16 protein-coding genes are annotated in these 20,208 nt (G+C 70.9%); 2 read left to right on the top strand and 14 right to left on the bottom strand.

Annotation, left to right across the window (positions count from 1 at the left end):
* Positions 1-8 precede the first annotated feature (8 nt).
* From FB388_RS02175 to FB388_RS02135, 9 genes are all read right to left on the bottom strand, one after another.
* Positions 9-1,220: a glycosyl hydrolase family 28-related protein gene (locus FB388_RS02175; protein ID WP_142096130.1), complete on the bottom strand. Its 1,212-nt coding sequence runs from the start codon at positions 1,218-1,220 to the stop codon at positions 9-11.
* Positions 1,221-1,255: 35 nt separating this feature from the next.
* A complete protein-coding gene (locus tag FB388_RS02170) occupies positions 1,256-2,590 on the bottom strand; it encodes a tyrosine-protein kinase domain-containing protein (RefSeq protein WP_142096127.1) in 1,335 nt (444 codons plus the stop codon).
* Entirely contained in the window at positions 2,587-3,969 is a 1,383-nt protein-coding gene (locus FB388_RS02165) for a hypothetical protein (protein ID WP_211361727.1), read from the bottom strand. Before FB388_RS02165 ends, FB388_RS02170 begins: the two co-directional genes overlap by 4 nt.
* 14 nt (positions 3,970-3,983) lie before the next feature.
* The gene (locus FB388_RS02160) at positions 3,984-4,988 is read right to left on the bottom strand and encodes a CgeB family protein (RefSeq protein ID WP_142096124.1); all 1,005 of its coding nucleotides are present in this window, start codon (positions 4,986-4,988) and stop codon (positions 3,984-3,986) included.
* Positions 4,985-6,262: a lipopolysaccharide biosynthesis protein gene (locus tag FB388_RS02155; protein WP_142096122.1), complete on the bottom strand. Its 1,278-nt coding sequence runs from the start codon at positions 6,260-6,262 to the stop codon at positions 4,985-4,987. The genes FB388_RS02160 and FB388_RS02155 overlap by 4 nt, the downstream gene beginning before the upstream one ends.
* Positions 6,255-7,409, bottom strand: coding sequence for a glycosyltransferase family 4 protein (locus tag FB388_RS02150; protein WP_142096119.1), 1,155 nt, complete (start codon positions 7,407-7,409; stop codon positions 6,255-6,257). Before FB388_RS02150 ends, FB388_RS02155 begins: the two co-directional genes overlap by 8 nt.
* Positions 7,406-8,494 carry a glycosyltransferase family 4 protein gene (locus tag FB388_RS02145; protein WP_211361726.1) on the bottom strand — a complete coding sequence of 363 codons (1,089 nt, stop codon included), beginning with the start codon at positions 8,492-8,494 and terminating at the stop codon, positions 7,406-7,408. Before FB388_RS02145 ends, FB388_RS02150 begins: the two co-directional genes overlap by 4 nt.
* On the bottom strand, positions 8,491-9,534 hold the full coding sequence (locus tag FB388_RS02140; protein WP_211361725.1) for a glycosyltransferase: 1,044 nt from the start codon (positions 9,532-9,534) through the stop codon (positions 8,491-8,493). The genes FB388_RS02145 and FB388_RS02140 overlap by 4 nt, the downstream gene beginning before the upstream one ends.
* Positions 9,535-9,872: 338 nt before the next feature.
* Positions 9,873-10,688, bottom strand: a complete 816-nt coding sequence (locus tag FB388_RS02135; protein WP_142096113.1) for a sugar phosphate nucleotidyltransferase — start codon at positions 10,686-10,688, stop codon at positions 9,873-9,875.
* 307 nt (positions 10,689-10,995) lie between these two features.
* Here FB388_RS02135 and FB388_RS02130 point away from each other — a divergent pair, with 307 nt between their 5' ends.
* Both FB388_RS02130 and FB388_RS02125 read left to right on the top strand, forming a co-directional pair.
* Positions 10,996-12,264 carry a phenylacetate--CoA ligase family protein gene (locus FB388_RS02130; protein ID WP_211361724.1) on the top strand — a complete coding sequence of 423 codons (1,269 nt, stop codon included), beginning with the start codon at positions 10,996-10,998 and terminating at the stop codon, positions 12,262-12,264.
* Entirely contained in the window at positions 12,261-13,598 is a 1,338-nt protein-coding gene (locus tag FB388_RS02125; protein WP_142096107.1) for a putative glycoside hydrolase, read from the top strand. The genes FB388_RS02130 and FB388_RS02125 overlap by 4 nt, the downstream gene beginning before the upstream one ends.
* Here FB388_RS02125 and FB388_RS02120 read toward each other — a convergent pair whose 3' ends face one another.
* The 5 genes from FB388_RS02120 to FB388_RS02100 all read right to left on the bottom strand — a co-directional run bounded on the left by FB388_RS02120 (position 13,599) and on the right by FB388_RS02100 (position 20,092).
* Positions 13,599-15,086, bottom strand: coding sequence for an oligosaccharide flippase family protein (locus FB388_RS02120; RefSeq protein WP_142096104.1), 1,488 nt, complete (start codon positions 15,084-15,086; stop codon positions 13,599-13,601).
* Between the two features lie 138 nt (positions 15,087-15,224).
* A complete protein-coding gene (locus FB388_RS02115; protein WP_170225436.1) occupies positions 15,225-16,514 on the bottom strand; it encodes an apiosidase-like domain-containing protein in 1,290 nt (429 codons plus the stop codon).
* Positions 16,515-16,645: 131 nt separating this feature from the next.
* Complete coding sequence (locus FB388_RS02110) at positions 16,646-17,557, bottom strand: polysaccharide deacetylase family protein (protein WP_142096098.1); 912 nt, start codon at positions 17,555-17,557, stop codon at positions 16,646-16,648.
* Entirely contained in the window at positions 17,541-19,031 is a 1,491-nt protein-coding gene (locus tag FB388_RS02105) for an oligosaccharide flippase family protein (protein WP_170225435.1), read from the bottom strand. The genes FB388_RS02110 and FB388_RS02105 overlap by 17 nt, the downstream gene beginning before the upstream one ends.
* On the bottom strand, positions 19,028-20,092 hold the full coding sequence (locus FB388_RS02100) for a glycosyltransferase family 2 protein (RefSeq protein ID WP_211361723.1): 1,065 nt from the start codon (positions 20,090-20,092) through the stop codon (positions 19,028-19,030). The genes FB388_RS02105 and FB388_RS02100 overlap by 4 nt, the downstream gene beginning before the upstream one ends.
* Between the last annotated feature and the right edge of the window lie 116 nt (positions 20,093-20,208).

Below are 20,208 nucleotides of genomic sequence, written 5' to 3'. Positions count from 1 at the left end.
TGAGCGCATCATCGCGGCGGCCGCCCATCACCCAGCGCAATCGTCTCGACGGTACCGTCGGTCGCCACCGCCAACCGCCAGTACCGACCGGCGGGGTCCCGCAGGACGAGGCTGTCCGTCGCCCTTCGCCCGGTGACCTGCCAAGTGCCGGGGAAGGTGCTGGGATCGAGCTCATCGGACGCACTCGAGATGAGGTTCGCGGCCGTTCCCTCCGGGCAGCCGACCGGGTCGATCTTCAGCTCCACCGGATGCGTGACGAGGTCGTGCCCGAACTGGACGTTCGCGAGGTAGGGCTGGCGGCAGTAGATCAGGTCGAGGCAGACGCTGCGCGCCGCAACCTTGCAATTGACCATGCCGAACTGGGCGGGACCACCGCGGTCGCGATCACCGATCGACAGCGCGACATCGGCACCTTCGAACCAAACATTGATCAGCCACCAGGCGTTGGCCGCACCGTCGACGCGGATGTGGTGGTTCGTCGTCCGCGGGTCCGTGTCCGACACGAACTCGACGTTGCTGAGCGACAGACCGGCGTTGTGATCGTTGCCGGTGCCCAGGACACTGACGTGGTTGCTCGTGAACTTCGACGAGGTGACGTAGTTCTGGATGCAGGACGTCACGAGTCCGACGCCGAAGTTGTTGATGTCGCTGTTCACGAACGCGGTGCCACCCGTGTTCTGGTCGAGCACGACGCCGCGCTGTCCCAAGAACTGCGGGTGGTTGTCGCTGAGATGGTTGCCACGCAGCACGACCGAGTCGAACGAGCAGCGGAACGAGTTCGACAGCGAGATCGCGGTGGCGTCCGGCGTGGTGACGAAGATCCCGATGCTCCGGAAGCTCACGCGCTGCCGGTCCCGGAGCGCGATCAGCGTTCCCTCACCGTTGTGCACGATCAGGCTCACGTCGCCACCGTCGCCGGTGACCACGGAGTAGTCGGGAAGGTCGGGCCACTCGGATACGAGGTAGTGCCCGGCCGGGAAGTGCAGGAGCACGGGCGCGCTGTCCGCGCACGCCCGCGCGATGGCCTGGGTGTCGTCGGCGACGCCGTCACCGATCGCACCGAAATCCCGGACGTTGCGGGGCGACGCGGCGAACTGCGGCTGCGCCGGCCCGACGGGTTCTCCCCCAGCCTGCCCCGAACAGGCCGCCAGGCCCGGTGCCGCAGCGGCACCGAGCGAGGCGGCCAGCAGCCGACGCCGGCTCAGGGCGTCGTCTGCCATGGACTCAGGAGTGCCGTCGGAGGTGTCATGGACGACTACGCGCTGGGAACGAGGCTGGGTCGCGTGACCGATGCCGAGCGGCCGCGATGCTCCTGTCGTCGCTGCCGGCGTGGTGGCCGGGCGGCCACGATCGCTCCGAGCAGCGGGACCCCTGCCTCTCGGAGGCTCCCCACCGCAGCTCGCACCTCGGGCAATGACGAGGTCTCCAGCTCGGCGACCACGACCGTGGCTGCGCAGCGCGGACCGAGTGTGATCGCGGCGGTGTCGGCTCGCACAGGCGCCGTGTCCAGCACGACGTGGTCGAACCGGGCCTGCAGCTGGGACAGCAGATCCGGCATCCGCGCCGAGTCGATGAGGTCGGGGGTGCGCTCGTCGGCGGCGCCGAGGGGCAGCACGACGTACCCCTCGGGAGCCATCCGCAAGAGGTCGTCAACCGGCGATCCGGGCGTGCGGAGCCAGTCCGCGAGTCCGGGCACGGACAGCATGTCCAGGCGCGCCGTAGCGCCCGTGCTCGACACGTCGGCGTCCACCAGGACGACGTCCCGACCGGTACCGGCGAGCGCCCCCGCCAGCCCTGTGGCGACCATCGGGACCGAATGCCGGGAGGCGCTGGTGAACAGCAGGGTGGCCAGTTCGGGGGCGTCGTTCCCGGACATCAGCCGTGCCCGCAGCCGCCTGAACGCCCATCGGGCGTCGGCGTCGTTCCCCGGTACGGAGGCGAGGACCGGCATGCTCAGCGCACCGGTCAGCTGCTCCGGTCGACGCACGCGGGGATCGAGCCGGTCCAGGAGGAACGCAGCAAGGCCGCCCAACCCGATTCCGGCGAGCAGGCCGATCGCGAGCAACCGGAGGACGGGGGGCCCGTTGGGAGCCGTCGGGAGCTGGGCGGGATCGATGACCGTTGCTTCGGCGGCCGGAGCCGCGCCGACCGTGGTCGTCTCGATCTCCCCGACGAGCTTGCGGAAGTGCGCCGCCACGTTGTCGGCCAGCAGGCGTGCACCATCGGGCGACGAGTCGGTGACGGCGACGTCGAGCAGCGCACTGGCCGGAGGGAAGGTCACCGAGATCTTGCTCTGCAACTCTTGCGGCGAGGTGGGCAGACCGAGGTCGGCGATGACCCGCTCGGCCACCGCGACACCTCCCGCAACGTGCGAGTAGGAGGTGATCCGCTGCTGGGAGGCCAGTCCGCCCTGGTACGAGTCGTTCACCGACGTCCCGGTCGCCATCGACACGTACAGCCGGGTCGTCGCGGTGTAGGTGGTGGGGATGCTCCACACGTAGGCGGCCGCCAGCCCCGTGCACGCGAGGATCGTCGCCAGGACGATCAGCCAGCGCCGGAGCACGATCCGGCCGATATCACTCAGACTCATCTCAGTCCCCCTGTTCCGGTTCCAGTGGGCGCGTCGAACCTCGGACGGATCGCGAGGGCGGATCGCCCCACCGATCGTTGCCGGAACTCACGCACCGTCATGTCGACGATCCAGATCGCGACCGCGATCTGCAGGCTCTTTCCGAGGACCTCGGCACTGCCGAGGACGCCGCGTTCGAACAGCACGGGCGCCCCGATCACCGTCAGCCCGAGAGCGACGAACACCACCTGCCTGGCGCGCAACGCCCAGCACGCGAAGAGCAGCAGCCCGAACGTGGACGTAACGGCCATGACCACTCCCGCGTAGCCGCCGAGCACATAGCCCTCGTTGATGTTCCCTTCCGCGAGCGAAACGGAAACCCGCGTCATGTCCACCGACGAGCCCCGGACCTCATCGGCCCACGCCGTGCCCGAGTGGAACTTCTCGACGCCCAGAAGTTGGGCGGGGACGAGGCTCTGCAGGGTGTACTGGAGCACCTCTCCGGTCGACAGCCACGGGCGACCGCCCATGTAGTAGGCGTCCGTCGCGGCCGCGAGGAGATCGAAACGCCGCAGGATGCTCATGAAGGGTTGGATGACCGCCGGGTACTGGGCGTCCGCCGCGACCGTCGCCGCGACAGCACCCTCGCTCAGCTTGATCGACTGGAGCCAGCCGAAGCCACCGACGGCGACGATCGAGAGACCGACGACGCCGAGAACCCGTCGTCGGGTCCAGCCGTCCAGCGCGAACCGGACGGCGAGCGCCAGCGCCGCCCCCATGATCGGGCTCTTCGACTCGACCGCGACGGTCCATTGCAGCTGGACGAGCAGCAGCCCGCCGATGACGGCGATCGTCCGCATCCGGTCCGCCGACCGGTAGTAGACGATCAGGCCGATCGCACCGACGGCGGCGAGCGTGGCGACACCGCTGAGAACGGGGTTCGAGCTGTCGACGTCGCCCGCTGAGCCGGCGCTGCCGGTCGCGAGCGCGGCGAACCGGCCGATCATGCCCAGTACGAACACCGCTGCCAGGGTCGGCACGAGTGCGGCTGCGGGAGCGAGATCCGGCGAGCGGGACTTCCCCCGGTGGCGGACCCACAGCGCGTATGCGACGGCGAGGGCCGCGTACACCCACAGCCCAACGACGACGGGTGCCATGACCGTCTCGATCCCGTGGTCGTAGCCGATGCCGGCGAGACGGGGGTCGGCTACGTTGTCCCCGAACCCGGGTTCGGGCTGCACCCAGACCAGAACGATGGGGCGTGCGAGGTACGAGAGGCTCCAGTACACGACCTGGGTGAGGAGGAACACCCGGGCGACACCGGGGGTCCGGACCGCCGCGACCGCGATCGTGAGCAATGCGGCAGCGGTGGCGGTGAGCATCGTGAAAGCGCCGGACATGTCCCTCCTCCCGCTCAGTGGAACGTTGCGACGATCTCGGCGGCACGGTCCACGTACCGGTGCCGACCGCGCACGATCCGTCGGTAGCCCGACTCCGCCACCTTGCGTGCGAGATCGGGCCGTTCGTCGCACCAGCGGAGGCGGTCGTGCAGTTCCTCCGCGGTGGAGAACAGCAGGCACTCCGTGCCGTCGTCGAACAGCGCCTCGTGCTCCGCGGTGCGCTCCCCGACGAAGAGCCCCCCGGCGGCCGGCACCTCGAAGGTCCGGCAGGTGTGGGTGTCACGGTTGGCGGAGTTGAGCAGCACGAGGTTCGCGGTCACCGAAGCCACGGCGACCGACAGCTGCTCCCCGTACACCGCGGCGGCCACGGTCGCGCGCGTCCTCCGGAGTTGTGGGACGCGTCGCCATCCGGGGCCCCGCAGGAGCATGCGATCGCCGTACCTGCGGGCGAGGTCGACCAGGGGGCCCCGCCGATCGGGGCGGCAGGCGCCGATGAAACCCACCAGGTACTGGCGGCCTGCCCGGCGGGCGCACGGTCGGTGCCACGCCGGGTCGTAGGCGCTCGGCACGAACTTGACCGCACGTGCACCGCGGGCCAGCAGTTCCGGCACGTTGTGCCGCTTCGTCGTGACGACGAGATCCCACGCTCGCTCCCACTCCAGGTAGCCGGGCGTGGTGTTGTAGGGGTTCGACACGTCGTCCGGGCTGTAGTGGACGTGCAAGTATGCCGGCACGTCGAGCAGCCGCCGCTGGTCGAGGTGCACCGTCTTGAAAGCGAAAACGAGATCGGGGTGGAGCTCGGCGGCGATCTGCTCGATCCGCCGATGTACCGCCTCGACGCTCCACGGCGCCCGCCTGCCGGCGAGCTTGGCGTGGATCCACGGAGCGGAGAGCCGCCGCGGCAGCGTGACCGGTGTGGTGTCGACGGCAACGACCTCGTGGCCCGCCTGGCGGAATCCCTCGGCGAGCGAGCGCGCGTTGCTCCCGATCCAGTCGTCGCCGATGTAGAGGATCTTCACCGCAAGCCCTCCGCATGCGCCGGCACACCGTCCGCAGGCACGGTCTCGTTCCGTTCCCGCCTGTAGAGATGCCACATCCGGGCGACGTACCAGAGCGCGACGGCCGTTTCGCAGCACAACGTCCCGTAGACCAGCGACCACACCGAACCGGTTCGGACGGCGATGTACAGCCAGATCCCCGCCAGGCAGACACCTATGAGGGCTCCGATCAGCACCCCAGCGGCGTCCTTGCGGACCGGCAGGATGGCGGTGGTCGCGAACGACGTCAGTGCCGTGGCCGGGAGGATGAGCACCTCGAGGCGCAGGAACGGAACCGCTTCGGCGAACGCGCGGCCGAAGATCAGTTCGACGAGGAATGGCGCCGCCACCCAGAGGGCCGCGGTGGCGATGCAAGCCATCCCGACGCAGACCAGCAACGCGAGTACGCCACGCCGCCAGAACCGGTCCTCGTGACTGATGCGGGCCATCCGCGGCAGCAGCGCGAAGCCGATGGGGTCCAGAACCGACTGCACGGCGCGGACGAGCCGGTCTCCGGCCGAGAACAGGCCCAGCGAGGCCGGCGTCAGGACCGAGGAGTAGATGGCTGTGGCGCCCTGGCCGTATCCGAGGACCAGCAACCGTGAGGTGAGCACGGTGATCCCCATCCGCACCGTGTCGATGATCCGGTGCGGGCGCGCGGGTCGGCCGAACCGGCGGAGTGAGTCACGCCAGGTCAAGGCGATCGTCACGACGGCCCCGAGCATCAGGCACAGCAGTGCGACCTCGGCGCGAGGAATGCGGGGCAGGATGGTGACCAGCAGCCCCAGGTAGATGATCCGGCCGACGGCCTGGTAGCCCGTCGACGCGGCGAACCGCGCCTGTCCGATGAGCACCCAGTCCTCGGAGATCGACGACAGCCCGCCCGCGAACAGGCCGAGCAGGATCAACCGGCCGGTCACACCGACGTCGAGAGCGACGCCGATCAGCAGGGCCGAACCGATCGTCGACAGGGTGACTGCGCGGATGACGAGGTAGTTCCCGCGCAGCTGCCGCACGTCCTCTCGGCTCATCATCGCCGACAGGAACTGGGCGATGCCGAGGTCGACGAGGACGGATCCGAAGAAGTACGACGACATCGCGATCGCGACCAGCCCCAGGCCCTCGGTCCCGAGCAGCCGTGCGATCAGCGGCACCGTCACGACGGTGACGACGTACTGGCCGTACTTGCCGAAGGTGACCAGACCGACGTCGCGCGCCGCGGTCAGCAACCGGAACCTGCCCTGGTCCTCACACATGAGCAGGCCTTCCACCAGCCGTCGCCACCACGGTGGCGAGGAAGTCGGCGACGTCTCGAGCGGTGCGCGCGTCGTCGAAGCGCGTGGCCTGTACCCGAGCGGCACTCGCGAGCCGCTGCCGCAGCTCGCCATCGAGGATGAGGCGATCGAGTGCCGCGGTGAGCTGGCCACGGTCACCTCCGTCTACGAGCAGCCCGCTGACCTCCGGCTCGATCACCTCCGTCGGCCCGCCGGGCCGCGACGCGATCACCGCGCAGCCCGCGCTCATTCCCTGCACCACCACCTGACCGAACGGCTCGGCGATGACCGAGCAGTGCACGAGGATGTCGGCGCGTCGCATGTAGGACAGCGGGTCGTCGACGTGCCCGGTGAACGTCACCGCCAGGTCGAGCTCCGAGGCGAGAGCGTGCAACTCGTCCCGGTAGGCGTCCTCCCCGAAGAGCGCACCGCCAACGAGGTACACGTGTTCCGGCCGCAGCGCGACGTCGGCCAGAGCGCGGAGGAACACGTCCTGCCCCTTCCACCGTGTCAACCGGCCCACGACGGCGACGACCGTGTCCGCGGGGCTCCGTTCGGTGCGCTCGGGGGGCTCGCGGTCCAGTTCGGCACACGGATAGGCGACGAGTGCTCTCCTGCGCCACCGGTTCAACGTTCCGAGCGTCGACCTGCTGTTGGCGATGTAGGCATCGCTGACGATCCATCCCAACAGCCGGATGAGGGTGGCGAGGACGCGGCCGAAGTACTCGGCCGAGATGCGGTCGTGCGTGTGCCAGACGAGCGGCACCCGAGCCCGCCGAGTGGCGACGGCGGACATGACTAGCGCCTTTGTGGTGTGGGCGACGACGACGGACGCCCCGGAGCGGTGCACGAGCGCCCCGAGCGACCAGCCCAGCCGAACGAGTCCGACCAGACCGATCAACAGCTTGCGGATCGTACGGCCCTCGATGGTGATGGCCCTGCTGTCGAACGTACTCCTCAGCACGACCACCTCTGCGCCGCTCGCGCAAAGGCGCTCGACCATCGGCCCGTCCTCGAGGAAGACGGTGGTGACATCGACGGTGCCACGCAGCGCTACCACCAGTCGCTCGACCGATAGCTCTGCGCCCGACGGCGCGGCCGAGTGCAGCACGAACAGGGCCTTCATCATGCGAGCAGCTCCCGATACATCGCGACGTGCTGCTCGGCCGCGGCCTGCCACGAGAACGACTCGGCATGGGTCCGGCACCGATGAGGCGCGGGGAGGTTGCCGTCCAGGGCGCGCACGATCCGGTCCGCGAGGGCGCTCGCCTCGCCCGCGGGCACGATCAGCGAGGGGTCCAGCCCACGCACGGAGTCGGGCAGCCCGCCGCAGTCGGTCACGATCGGCGCGCGACCGGCGGCGAGCGACTCGAGCGCGATCAGGCCGAACCCCTCGAGCTCCACGGACGGGACGACCGTGAATGCGGCATTCCCGTAGAGCCGAACCAGCCGCTCATCCGTTGTGCAGCCCTCGAACGCGACGGATCCACTCAGATCGGGCGATGCGCCGACCCGGGCGCGGAGGGCCTGCTCCTCGCGGCCGGTGCCCACGATCACCAGCCGCGCGTCCGGACGCACCGCGAGGACCTCGGACCACGCCCGGAGCAACACGTCGATCCCCATCCGACGTTCCAGCCTGCGGACGCAGAGCACCGTGCGCGACGGCCGAGACTGCGGCAGGACGTGGAACCGGTCGAGGTCGACGCCGGGCGGGATGACGCAGATCTTGTGCTGGGGAACGCGGTAGGACTCCGCCAGCAGATCCCGGAAGTGCCGGGACAACACGACGTACCGATCGGCACCGAGGTACCGCATCCGCTCGATCCAGTACTTCACCCGTGCGGCCGCCTCCCGGGATCCGGACATCCGGCTCTCCGCTGCCCACGGGCCGTGGAAGTGCACCACGAGCGGATGGCGGCCGTGCCGGTCGATCGCCGGGCGACCGTAGAGGCAGAAGTGGCGATCGAGGACAGCGCGGTGCGGGAGCGGCGACCGCTCGACGAAGCTGGCGCGGGCACGTTGCCACGTCGATCCTGCGGGCGGTCCCCACGACCGCCCGCCCTGGGCGGGGTCGCCGAACGCCGCGGCGGACACCTCCAGCTTCGGATGCGACTCGAGGGCGCGGAAGAGGTCCGTGAAGTACCGGTTCAGGCCGCCGGGAACCGTCGGAAACCATGCCGACCCGGTCATGTGGACCCGAACGCGGGCGGTCATGTCGATTCCCGGCGCATCGTGGCGGCCAGCTGCCGAGCCGATGGCGACGTCGAGGTCCGCCAAGCGGGTCCCAGCGCGACGTCGAGGACCGATGCCAGCTCGGCGCGGAACCGGCCCACGGAAAAGGCGTCGGCACTTCTTCGAATGGCCCGCTCGTCCCATGAGTGCGACCACGCCGAGCGGATCGCGGCGGCGAACTCGTCCGGATCCTCGCGTCCCACCAGCAATCCGTTCAGCCCCTGCCGCACGTAGTCGAGTGCGCCGCCGGAGGCGAGGGCGATCACCGGGACGCCTGCCGCGAGCGCCTCCACCGGTGCGATACCGAAATCCTCCTCACCGGGGAACAGCAGCATCCGCGCGCCTGCGACGGCCTCGCGCACGATGTGGTCGGGGCAATGGCCGAGGAAGCGGACGTGCGATGGTGCATCCCGTTCCAGCCGGGCCCGCTCAGGGCCGTCCCCGATGACCACCAGCCGGATGCCTGTCCGGCGCGCGACCTCCACCGCGAGGTCAGGTCGCTTGTAGGGGACCAGGCGTCCCAGCCAGAGCAGGTGCGAACGGTCACCCGACGGAACGGACGCCCAGCGGGCGACGTCGACGGGTGGGTGTACCACCTGGGCACGGCGGCCGTAGGCCGCGTTGATCCGCTCTGCGACCGCGCAAGAGTTGCCGAGTACGACGGTGGCGTGCTGGGCGGCGATCCGATCCCTCTCACGCAACGCGGGGAGGACGGCAGTGCTGACCACCCGGCGTGCAGCCCGAGGCAGCCGGGCCAGCTCGGTCTCGGTCCGCCACAACATCCTGGCGGGTGTGTGGTAGTAGACGATCGACGGCCCCTCGAAACGACGCGTCGCGAGATGCGCGGCGAAATGCGAGCTGACGAGCAGTGCGTCGGCCTCGATACGCGCCGTGGACCAGGCCCGCATCATCGGAATCGCGTACCGTGGCCACTTCGTGCGGGCAGCCGGAAGCCGGGACGGCCACAGCGGTCGCACCCGCACATCTGGAAAGCGTTGTTCGGCCAACGCGGGGTCCGCCACCGAGACGACCAGCTGCTCCGCCGCGGCCACGTCCACCAGCTGCTCGGCTACGCGCTCTGAACCGGCCCAGTTGGTCAGCCACTCGTGGGCGACAGCAATGCGCATGGGTGTCCGTTCGAGGACTCGAATTTCGACTGGTCGGATACGGAGTCTTGCAGGGCGCCGCTGCCACGACCTCGACACAATTGACGATCCCGCGCAGGGCCACCCGCACGTGGGCAGGTCGAGGACCGACTATTCAAGAACCCGAAAATGCCGCGGATGCGCCATTGCACATCCGCATCTCGCAATCGCAGTACCGCGTTGTCCGCTCCGCTGCGCCCGGTTCTGGCGCTCCCCTAGTCCCCCGCGCTCAGCACCGTCGGAGTGGATCTCTGCACATCGGTGCGCCATGGCATCCAAGGGGTGCGATCGGCCTGGTACATGGCCTCCAGCGCGATCCGCTCCTTCAGCGTGTCGGCAGGCTGCCAGAACCCGCTGTACGGATACGCAGCGAGGCGGCCCTCCTTGGCCAGCACCGCACAGGCATCGGCCACCAGATCGCCGTTCTCCGGCAGGTAGTCGAACACCTCCTGACGCAGCACGAGGTACCCGCCGTTCTCCTGTAACCGCATGTCCTTCAGCGCCGTGATCGCCTCGATCCGGTTCCCGTCGTTCACCTCCACCACGTGGAACGCCGCCTGCGGCGGCACCGCGAGCAGCTGTCCGACCGCGTCCGGGGTGGCGGCGAACTGATCGACCATCGCGTCGATGGGGGCGTCGGTGAGCACGTCGGCGTAGTTCGCGAGGAACATCTCCTCGCCCTCCAGCAGGCGGCGCACCCGGCGCAGGCGCTCCCCGATCGGCGACTCCAGGCCGGTGTCGACGAAGGTGATCGTCCAGTCTGCGATGTCGCTGGTGAGCAGCCGCACCTCCCCGCTGTGGAGGACGAAGTCGTTGGAACCGGTCTCCTGGTAGTCCAGGAAGTACTGCTTGATGTGGTGCCCGCCGTAGCCGAGGCACAGGATGAAGTCCTTGTGCCCGTAGTGCGCGTAGTAGCGCATGACGTGCCAGAGCAGAGGGCGCGGCCCAACCGGCACCATCGGCTTCGGCGTGTCCGAACTCCCGTCCCGCATGCGCATCCCGTAGCCGCCGCAGAAGAGCACGACCTTCACCGCTGCACCTCCTCCACACCGCGACCGGACGGTCCGAGCCTCTACTCGGGCCACCGACGAGGGCTGTTACACAGGCGGCCCGTCTGCCGCCGCTACGCATGACCCTGGTGTCAGCAAGTCCGATGACCTGCGGCGACAGCAACAGGACGTAACGGTTCGCGCCCGTATGGCGAGCGATCAGCAGTCGGGAGTGAGCAGTCGATCGGGCGCTCCGGCGGCGCCATGGGGGAACGCGTCAATGGCACCACCTGCTGGCTTTCAAAGCGTCCTGCACCGGATCCGGCGGGTGCACCCGTTGGGACCGGCGATGCGCCGGTCGCTCGCGGCGATGGACCACGCGTCCGCCGACCGGATTCGCCGGTACCAGGAGCGCAGGCTGCGCCTGCTCGTGCGCCTCGTAGCGTCTCGTTCGCCGTTCTACCGACGCTGGTTCGCGGAGTCGGGCGTGGACCCGGCGTCGATCCGGACGCTCGAGGACCTACCGCGCCTTCCCCTGCTCGACCGGCGGGCCGTGATGGACGCGCCCGCCGACTTCGCCGTGCAGCCGCTGCGGCTCATGTGGCCCTCGAGCTCCAGTGGGACGTCCGGCCGGCCCGTCACGGTGTACCGCACCGCCGGTTCCTCGGCCTTCGAGCAGGCCGCGCTGCAGCGCCAGTGGGGCTGGTTCGGCCTCCCCCGCGACGCGCGTCGCGTCGTGCTGCGCGGCAGCTCGATCGCGGTGGACCGTGGCGTGCTGACCCACGAGATCCCCGGGGACCACCAACTGCTCGTGTCCAGCTTCCACCTGACGCCGGACGCGCTCCCGGAGATCCTCCGGACCATCCGCGCTTTCCGGCCGCACGCCGTCGAGGGCTGGACCTCCAGCCTCACGCTGCTCGCCGCCCGGATGCGGGACGCGGGCGAGCGACTGCCCGTTCAGGCGGTGATCACCTCGTCGGAGACGATCAGCACGCTGCAGCGGCAGCTCATGGGCTCGGTGTTCGAGGCGCCGATCGTCGACCACTACGGCCAGACCGAGCGCGTGGCGATGGCCGGCACCTGCGAGGCGGACGGCTACCACGTCTTCCCCGACTACGGGATCGTCGAGCTGCTCCCGGCCGACGACGGGCGCGCCGAGATCGTCGGCACACCACTGCACAACTGGGGTTTCCCGCTGCTGCGCTACCGCACGGGCGACCTGGTCGACCCGGCCTCGGCAGGGCAGTGCCCGTGCGGGCGGTCGTTCCCGCGGCTGGGGGCGATCGCCGGCCGCTCCGAGGACGCGTTCGTCGCCGCGGACGGGCGGCTGATCCCATTGCCGTCCACGGTCATCGACGATCTCGCGGGCATCGACGAGGCGCAGATCGCTCAGCTCGCGCCGGGGCGGTTCGAGGTCCGCGTCGTGCCGGGCCGAGGGTTCGACGCGGACGTGAACCGCGCCCAAGTCCTCCGCAACATCGAACGGCTGATCGGCCCTGGTCAGGACGTCGCGATCCGCGTGATGGACGGGATCCCGCGCTCTGCCTCCGGCAAGCTGCGCACGGCAGTCGTCCTCCCCGGTGGGCTCCCGGACGGTGCGGGCACACTGATCACGTGAAGGTGGGTGGCGCGAGGGCGCCGATCGCGTTCCTGGCCGTCCTCGCCGCACTCCTGGTCTCGTGTGCGGGCACCCCGGCGGCCACACCCTCCACCTCCACCGCCACCGCCACGTCGCTCCCCTTCCCGCGCACCGCCACCTACTGGCTGGAGCAGAACGAGATCCCGTCCGTCGAGGAGCTGGCGAGGTACGACCTCGTGGTGATCGACAGCGAGTGGGGCCACCGGCTCCAGCGGGCGGACTTCGAGCGGCTGCGCGCGCTCAACCCGGACATCGTTCTGCTCGCCTACGTGAACCTCATCGACTACCGGCCCGAGCTCGGCTCGGCCGGCTACTACGCCGACCGGTACGCGCTCTGGCAGTTCCGGGACTCGACGACCAGCACCTTCCCGCAGCAGTGGTTGGCCAGGACGGCCCGCGGGGCTCGGGTGAGCGAGTGGCCGGAGACCGTCATGGCCAACCTCGCGGACACCGCGCCCCGGATCGACGGGCGGACCTACGCGGAGTACGCGGCCCGGTGGGTGGTGGACCAGGTGTGGTTGACCGGGCTGTGGGACGGGGTCTTCCTCGACGTGTGGGGGGATCGGATCTACGGGGCGAGCCACAGCCGCTGGGACGTCGACGGCGACGGCAGCGACGACCCGGAGGACCGGATCTACGGGCCCGGTGGGCCGTGGGAGCGCGGGATCACGAGCGCGGAGCGGATCATGCGGCAGGCCATGCCCGACGCGCTCCTGATCGGCAACGGCGAGCGCACGCTGCGCGAGGGGCTGCTCGACGGGCGGGTCTTCGAGAGCTTCGCGGATCTCGGCGGTGGCCGGAACCCGGCCTCGGACATCGACGGCTACCTCGGGGCGGCCTCGAGCGACGGCCACCGCAAGCCCGGCCTCGCCTTGAACATCAACGTTCGGCGCGCACAGGCCGGCTCGCCGGAGGAGTACCGCAACGCACGGTTCTTCCTCACCGCGACCCTGCTGCAGGACGGCTTCTGGGCGCCGATGGGCCAGCACTACGGCGAGCTCGCCTACTACGACGAGTTGGACGGGGGCGGGCTCGGCCCGGGGTACCTCGGCGCGCCGCTCGTCGCGAACCCGGCGCCCGAGCAGCTCGACGCCCCGTTCGCGGACGGTCTGGGCGTCGTGGCGCAGGACGTGGTGCGACGCGACTTCGAACACGGGATCGTGCTCAACAACGCGGGGACGACGGCGCGGGCGGTCGACCTCGGAGGCACGTTCCGGCACCTCGCCGGCCGCCAGGACCCGGCGACGAACGACGGCTCCGTCGTCACGACGGTCACCGTGCCACCCGGCGACGGACTGATCCTCCTGCGCTAGCTAGCGCCGACCTTTGACGAGGGGCAGCACGACCGTGCGCAGCGTCGCGCGCGCCACGACCGCCAGCGCCGCCGCGTACACGGCAAGGAACGCGAGCAGGTCGACGACGAGCAGCAGGAACCCGATCAGCAGGCCGTGGGTGTCGGAGTGCAGGACGTGGTGCTCGAGCGCGAAGACGGCCGCGACCGCGACGGCACCGGCCGCGAGCGGCGGCACGATCACCGAAACCATGTCCCGGCCGCTGACACCCGCCGCGGATCGGGACAGGTTCAGGCCGACCACACCGGCGGTGAGCGCGGTGGTGGATATCGCCAGGCCGACGCCGAGCAGGCCGAACGGGATGATCAGCACCAGGCTCGCGACGCCGACGACGAACTCGGTGCCGGTCAGCCAGTTGAGCATCCGGGTCCTGCCGGATCCCTTGATGGCCTCCTCGCTCACGCACACGAACGCCTTGCCGATGCCCAGTCCGGCCATCGCGACGACTGCTGCCCCGGCGGCGCGCCACGGCTCGCCGAGCAGGACGACGACGGCGGCCTCGCCGGCGGCGATGATCAACCCGGAGACGACGACGGCGAAGACCGTGACCGCGCCGAGCGCCCGCAGGTAGCTCGCGCGCATTCGCTCCCGGTCCTCCGCCATCCGAGAAAAGGCGGGGAACAGGGCGTTCGCGACGATGTCCACGATCGCGTTGACAGGCAGCCGCGAGATCCGCGTGGCGTAGCGGTAGAAGCCGAGGTCCGTGGTGGATAGCCCACGCCCGACCGCCACGGCCTCGATCGCCTGCTGCGCACGGGCCCCGACGAAGTTCACGGTCACCGGGAAGCCGTAGCGGACCAGCTCCCGCCACATCCGCCAGGTCGCCCGGCCGCGGCCCGGCCGCCAGTCGGTGATCGCCCACAGGCCCGCGAGCCACACGACGTAGGAGACGTAGGAGCCGGCCACCAGGCTCCACACGCCGTACCCCAGGAGCGCGAGCGTGATCGCGGTGACGGCGAAGCTGATCGACACCAGGGGCCCGACCACGAGCCTGCGCTTGACGCTGAACTGGCGTTGCAGCATCGCCTCGGGCACGTTCGTGAGCGCGTGCAGGAAGAGCGCGCCCGAGCAGACCGCCGCGACGGCTCCGGCCGCGGCGTCGTCGAAGGCGATGCCGACGAGCGGCGCGGCGGCGAATGCCCCCAGCGACATCAGCAGGCCCGTGACGATCGTGCCGCGGAAGACGGTCTCCGCCGCGTCGGCCACGTCCCGCTCCCGCTGCACGAGTCCGGCTCGCAGGCCGCTCTCGGACATGTCGGAGAGGAACATCGTGAGGACCGTGCCCGCGGCGAACAGGCCTACCTCGGCCGGCGTGAGCAACCGCGCCAGCACGATCGTCTGCACCAGCGAGACCGCCTCGCCGACGAACATCGCCGCCGCCGACGCGGCGGCCACCCGCTTGATCTTGCCGCCGAGCGCGGGCGCACCCGGAGTCGTCCCCGCGGTCACCAGGGCCTGCGGCCGCAGCCGCCGCGGACGTGCACGACCTTCACCGGCTGAGCCCCCCTCGACACGGAACCGGACGATCCACGTTCCACGCTCTATTCGGCCGGCCAGGTGAGCCCGTTACGCCCGGCCGTTCCGCCGCTACGCCGGCAGCCGGAGCACGAGCAGCCAGTCCTGGCCGCCCGCGGAGTTCCGGCCCGGGGTGGTGAGCTCGCCGGAGGGATCTACGGCGACCTCCACCGCCGGGGCGGTTGCGTCCGCCGGATCGACCCAGCGGGCCGTGGGCTGCGCGAGCTTCGCGGGGTCGACGGCCAGCGTGCGCGTGGTCGGCACATAGGCCACCAGCGAGCCGCCGCCCCGGGCCGCGGTGACGTGGTCGCTGCCCATGATCCCGACCTCGGCGCCTGCGCCGACCGGCTCGCCGCGCCCACCGATGATGACCTCGGCCGACTCGTCCGGCACGAGCGCCGGCCAGTCGAGCAACTCGAAGAACTGCCGCAACCGCCCCAGCTGTGCCACCGCCGGCGTGTCGAGCCGCCCTTCCCAGCCCGGGTGGAACTCCCAGTCGTCGGAGCCGTAGAAGTAGCCGGGCGAGCCCGACGTCACCGCCCACGCCATCTGCCTGCGCAGCACCTCGTCATCGGTCACCGGTGTGCCGGGCAGGTTGTTCTCGCCCTCGTAGTTCGCCTCGGACAGCAGCGCGGGCATCCGGTCGCGCTGGTACGCATCGAGCACGGCCCGGTACGTGGGCAGGTAGGTGTAGACGAAGTTGAAGTCGGCGTGCGGCGCCCACATCGGGCTGTCCGTCGACTGCGACGTGGGGTAGCCGAGCTGGATGGAGAACGGCCGGGCGTCCCCCGTCGACCGGATGCCTTGGCGCACCTGCTCGAACTTCGCGTCGTGCTCCGGCGGCGAGTCGTGGCGGCCCGGAAGGTCGCTCGGGAAGTGGTCGCCGCCGGTCATCCAGACGATGTTCGGGAAGTGGCCGTACCGCTGGGCGACCATCGCGCCGTAGCGGCGGGTGTCGTCCAGCGTCGCGTGCTTGAAGACGTTGCTGACGTTCCAGCCGTCGATCGGGTAGAGGAACAGCGTGTTCCCGTGCGCGCACGCCGCCCGCACGTACTCGTCGACGCGCTGCCAGTACGACTCGTTCCACCGGGTCACGTCTCCGCCGTCGAACGGGAGGATCCCGTCGAACGTCCGGCCCTCCCCGTCGATCCCGCCGTTGTCCGGAGCGCCGACCAACGACACGATCGAGGCGTTGAAACCCCTGGCCTCGCGGTCGGCGAAGTAGAGCTTCGCCTGCTCGGGGGACCAGCGGCTCATCCCCGCCCACGGCGAGTCCCCGAACACGAAGATCGGGGCACCGTGCTGGTCGGTGAAGTACCGGCCGCTCGCGCCGATCGCGCTGACGTACCTGTGCTCGTCCATCCTCACCTCGTCGCATGCCTGCGGTTCCGCTGTGGTGACGGCAGGAGCGGGTGCAGCCGCGCCGCACCCTGCTGCGCTGACGCCGAACAGCAGCACCACGCCCGCGAGAGCGAGGTTTCGGCGCGTCGCCACTACGCCAGCTGCTTGAGGATCTTCGCCGCGAACCGGGCGGCGCCGGTCGAGGTCGAGACCATGGTCCTGGTGATCTCGTACGGCGACGCGCCCGCCGGCACCGCGCCGCCCCATGCCGTCAGCGCGTGCGAGTAGCCGGCCTCCCGCGCCGCCGCGAACGTCGCGTCGTCGTAGTCGGCCCGCGTGCCGTTGGGGTAGGCGAGGGTGGCGACCTCCGCCCCCAGCTCCCGCTGCAGCAGCCGGCGGGACTCGCGCAGGTCCACGCGCTGGTCGGCGGCGGTCTCGCGGCCCAGGATCGCGTGCGCGAGCGTGTGGGAGCCGACCGTCATCCCCGCCGGGGCGAGCCCGCGTGCGTCGTCCCAGTCCAGGAAGAGCTCGTCGGCGCGGTACTCGCCGCGTGGTCGTAGGTCCTCGACGAGCTGCTCGACCGCTTTCATGCGCTCATCGTGCGTCATCCGCTTCACGAGCGCCTCGACGGCACGCAGGGCGGCGACGTTCCCGTCGTCGCCCAGTAGGAGCTCGTGCCCGGCCAGCCGCAGCCTGCGCCCGCGGGCCCGGCGGACCGCCCAGCCCAGTCGTTCCCACCAGGCGTGCTGCTCCCCCGCCAGGAAGCCCGGCACGAGGTAGATCGTGGCGGGCATTCCGTATCCGCGCAGCACGGGCGCGGCGAGCTCGAGGTTGTCGCGGTATCCGTCGTCGAAGGTGAGGGCGACCGCGCGCGGCGGGAGCGGGTGGCCCGCCGCGAGCGCGTCCAGCGCGTCCTCGAGCGGCACGACGTTCGCGATGCGATGGAGGACGCGCATCTGCCGGGCGAACGTCGCGATGCCGGCGCCCGGCCGGTTCGGCCAGAACCAGGTCGACTCCACGTTGTGGTAGCCGAGCACCAGCAGCCGGTCAGCTCTGTTTCGCATGCTTCCCCCACGCCCGTGCCGCCTCCCGCACCGCGCGGGCGAGGCCCGGCGCGACCACGTGGAGCGCGGCGAGATAGATCGCGCCGAGGAGCAACGCCTCCCCGGCGACCAGGACGAGCCCCGCGGGCACCGGCCACGTGCCTGCGTGCACCACCGTCCGCTCCAGGTACCCGACCGACCCCATCGCCACCAGAGCCGCGGCCGCGGGAGGCAGCATCCGGCCGACGAGCGCGCGCCCGGGCACACCGACGACGGAGCGGACCAGCGCGAGCCCGGCGAGCGCCACCACGAGGGCGCTTCCCGAGACCGCGAGACCGACGCCCGGCAGGCCCAACGGCACCAGCAAGATGAGCAGGCCGACCCCGCTGACGAGGCCGGCTCCGGTCATCCAGTTGATCCGGGCGGACCTCCCGACGCCCTTCAGCACCTCGGTGGTGACCGCGTTCACGGCCTGCCCCAGCCCGAAACCGGCCATCGCGGTGAGCACCACCCCCGCGCCCCGCCACGGTTCGCCGAGCAGCAGCACGGCGAGCGCCTCGCCGAAGACGGCGAGCGCGGCGGCCACGGGGAGCGCACAGAACCAGATCCAGGTCAGAGCCCTGAGGAACGCCTCGCGGACCCGTTCCGGGTCACCGGCGAGCCGCGCGAAGGCCGGGAACAGCACGAAGCCCCCGGCTTCCACGACAACCGTGGCCGGCAGGACCGCGATCCTGCGTCCGTAGCGGTAGTTCCCGACAGCGCTCGCGTCCAGGGCACGACCGACGATGGCGATCTCCACCGCGTCCCGCCCACGCTCGACGAGCGAGCCGAGGACGAGCGGGAAGGCGTAGGTCACCATGGCCCACCAGAGCCGCAGCGAGAGCCTGCCGCCCCCCGGTCGCCAGCCGGAGAGCAGGAAGCCGGCGAGCACGCACGCGCCGACCATGGCGTACTGGGCGACCACCAGCGCCCACACGCCCCAGCCCGCCGCCGCCATGGCCACGGCGACGCCGGCGAACACCACGGCGCCGATGGGGTCCACGACGATCCGCCTGCGGAAGTCGAGGCGCCGCTGCATCAGCGCCTCCGGCACGTGCGTGAGCGAGTGCAGCACGAGGGCCCCGGCCGTCGCGGCCGCGACGGTGCCCGCCACCGGATCGCCGAACAGGTCCGCGATCAGCGGGCTGGCAGTGACCACCGCGAGTGCGGCCAGCACGGCGCCACCGAGCGTCGCCCAGAAGACGGTGTCGGCGGCGTCGCGCACGTCGCCGTCCCGCTGGATCAGAGCCTGGGTGAGCGCTCCCTCGGCGAACACCATCAGGACGAGGCCGAGGGCCGTACCCGCGGCGAACGCGCCGACCTCGGCGGGGGTGAGCAGGCGCGCGAGGACGAGCGTCTGCCCGAACGTGATCACCTGGACCGCGCCGAGGGCCAGCACGGAGAGGGCGGCGCCCCGCCGCAGGACGGACCCGAGCGCCGGGACGCGGGCGGTCACGTGGACGGGCGCAGCAGCGCTCTCCCGCGCCGCGTGAGCGTGGCCGCGGTGCCGCTCAGCCACTGCTTCGCCGGGTGCACATTGCGCAGGATTCCCGGCGCCAGCAGGAGACCCGCGTAGACCGCCGCGGGACGCACCGAGCGGCGCTGCTCGAACGCCCGACGCGCCTGCCGCCGTGCGGTCGGGATGTCGGAGTCGATCAGCGCCTTCCGTGCGCGCCGCATCGCCTGGTCGAAACGCAGCTTGCGGAGGCTGCGGTCCAGCGCCTGCTGCACGTCGGGCGCGTCGGTGAGCGACTGGGCGTTGAGGAACGCCCGCTCGAGGCTGGCCTCGAACGCGTCGACCTGAGCGGGGTCACGGGAGAAGGAGTCGGCACGTAGCCGGTAGCGGGCGAGCCGCTCGGGCAGACACCGGATGTCGCAGTCGGCGGCGAGCATCCGCAGGAACATCGCGAGGTCCTCGACCTTGGGGGTGTCGCAGCTGTACCCGCCGCCCCTCGCCCACGCCTCGGCCCGGATCGCCGCCGTGTAGTAGAGGACGTTCCCGCCGATCATCTCGACGAGCCCGATGGGGTGTTCGAGTTCGGCAGGCGTGCGGATCCCGACGGACTGCCGGTAGCTGCGGATCTGGTCCTGCCCGTCCTCGTCCTCGAAGAGGTACGCGTCGATCCCGACGACGTCGATCTCGGGGCGCGCGTCGAGGATCGCGGCGGTGCGCTCGCAGAACGTCGGCATGAGCAGGTCGTCGCTGTCGAGTACCGCGTAGTAGCGCCCGCGCGCCACCGCGGCCGCCGCGTCGATTCCGCCGCCGAGACCGTTGTTCTCCTGGCGCACCAGCCGGATGCGGGGGTCGTCGGAGTACTTCTCGACGATGCGCACGACCTCGTCCGACATCCCGTTGTCGACGACGACGAGCTCCCAGTCCTGCAATGTCTGGGCGCGGACCGACTCGATTGTCTCCGGGAAGTAGGCCTCGGTCCGGTACACGGAGGTCAGGATGCTGAACACCGGCTGGGTCGAGCCGGACACGGGAGCGCCCACGTCGGGGAGCGGTGAAGTCACGACCTGGTGGTCGGGTCGCCGCGGCCGGGCGTTAGCAGGGAGATCGACCCGTAACGAAGCGCTCTCCGGGTCCGAAACCAGGCTCGACCCCGACTCGAGGAGGAGCTGATTCGTGT

The organism is Pseudonocardia cypriaca (assembly GCF_006717045.1).
GTDB lineage: Bacteria > Actinomycetota > Actinomycetes > Mycobacteriales > Pseudonocardiaceae > Pseudonocardia > Pseudonocardia cypriaca.
This window is presented reverse-complemented; position numbering and strand designations above follow the sequence as displayed.

Bases quoted from the DNA above. Each gene is read 5' to 3' on its own strand.
- FB388_RS02150 (WP_142096119.1), bottom strand. From the start codon at position 7,409: ATGATGAAGGCCCTGTTCGTGCTGCACTCGGCCGCGCCGTCGGGCGCA.
- FB388_RS02115 (WP_170225436.1), bottom strand. From the start codon at position 16,514: ATGGACGAGCACAGGTACGTCAGCGCGATCGGCGCGAGCGGCCGGTAC.
- FB388_RS02130 (WP_211361724.1), top strand. From the start codon at position 10,996: ATGCGCCGGTCGCTCGCGGCGATGGACCACGCGTCCGCCGACCGGATT.
- FB388_RS02110 (WP_142096098.1), bottom strand. From the start codon at position 17,557: ATGCGAAACAGAGCTGACCGGCTGCTGGTGCTCGGCTACCACAACGTG.
- FB388_RS02155 (WP_142096122.1), bottom strand. From the start codon at position 6,262: ATGTGTGAGGACCAGGGCAGGTTCCGGTTGCTGACCGCGGCGCGCGAC.
- FB388_RS02175 (WP_142096130.1), bottom strand. From the start codon at position 1,220: ATGGCAGACGACGCCCTGAGCCGGCGTCGGCTGCTGGCCGCCTCGCTC.
- FB388_RS02170 (WP_142096127.1), bottom strand. From the start codon at position 2,590: ATGAGTCTGAGTGATATCGGCCGGATCGTGCTCCGGCGCTGGCTGATC.
- FB388_RS02145 (WP_211361726.1), bottom strand. From the start codon at position 8,494: ATGACCGCCCGCGTTCGGGTCCACATGACCGGGTCGGCATGGTTTCCG.
- FB388_RS02165 (WP_211361727.1), bottom strand. From the start codon at position 3,969: ATGTCCGGCGCTTTCACGATGCTCACCGCCACCGCTGCCGCATTGCTC.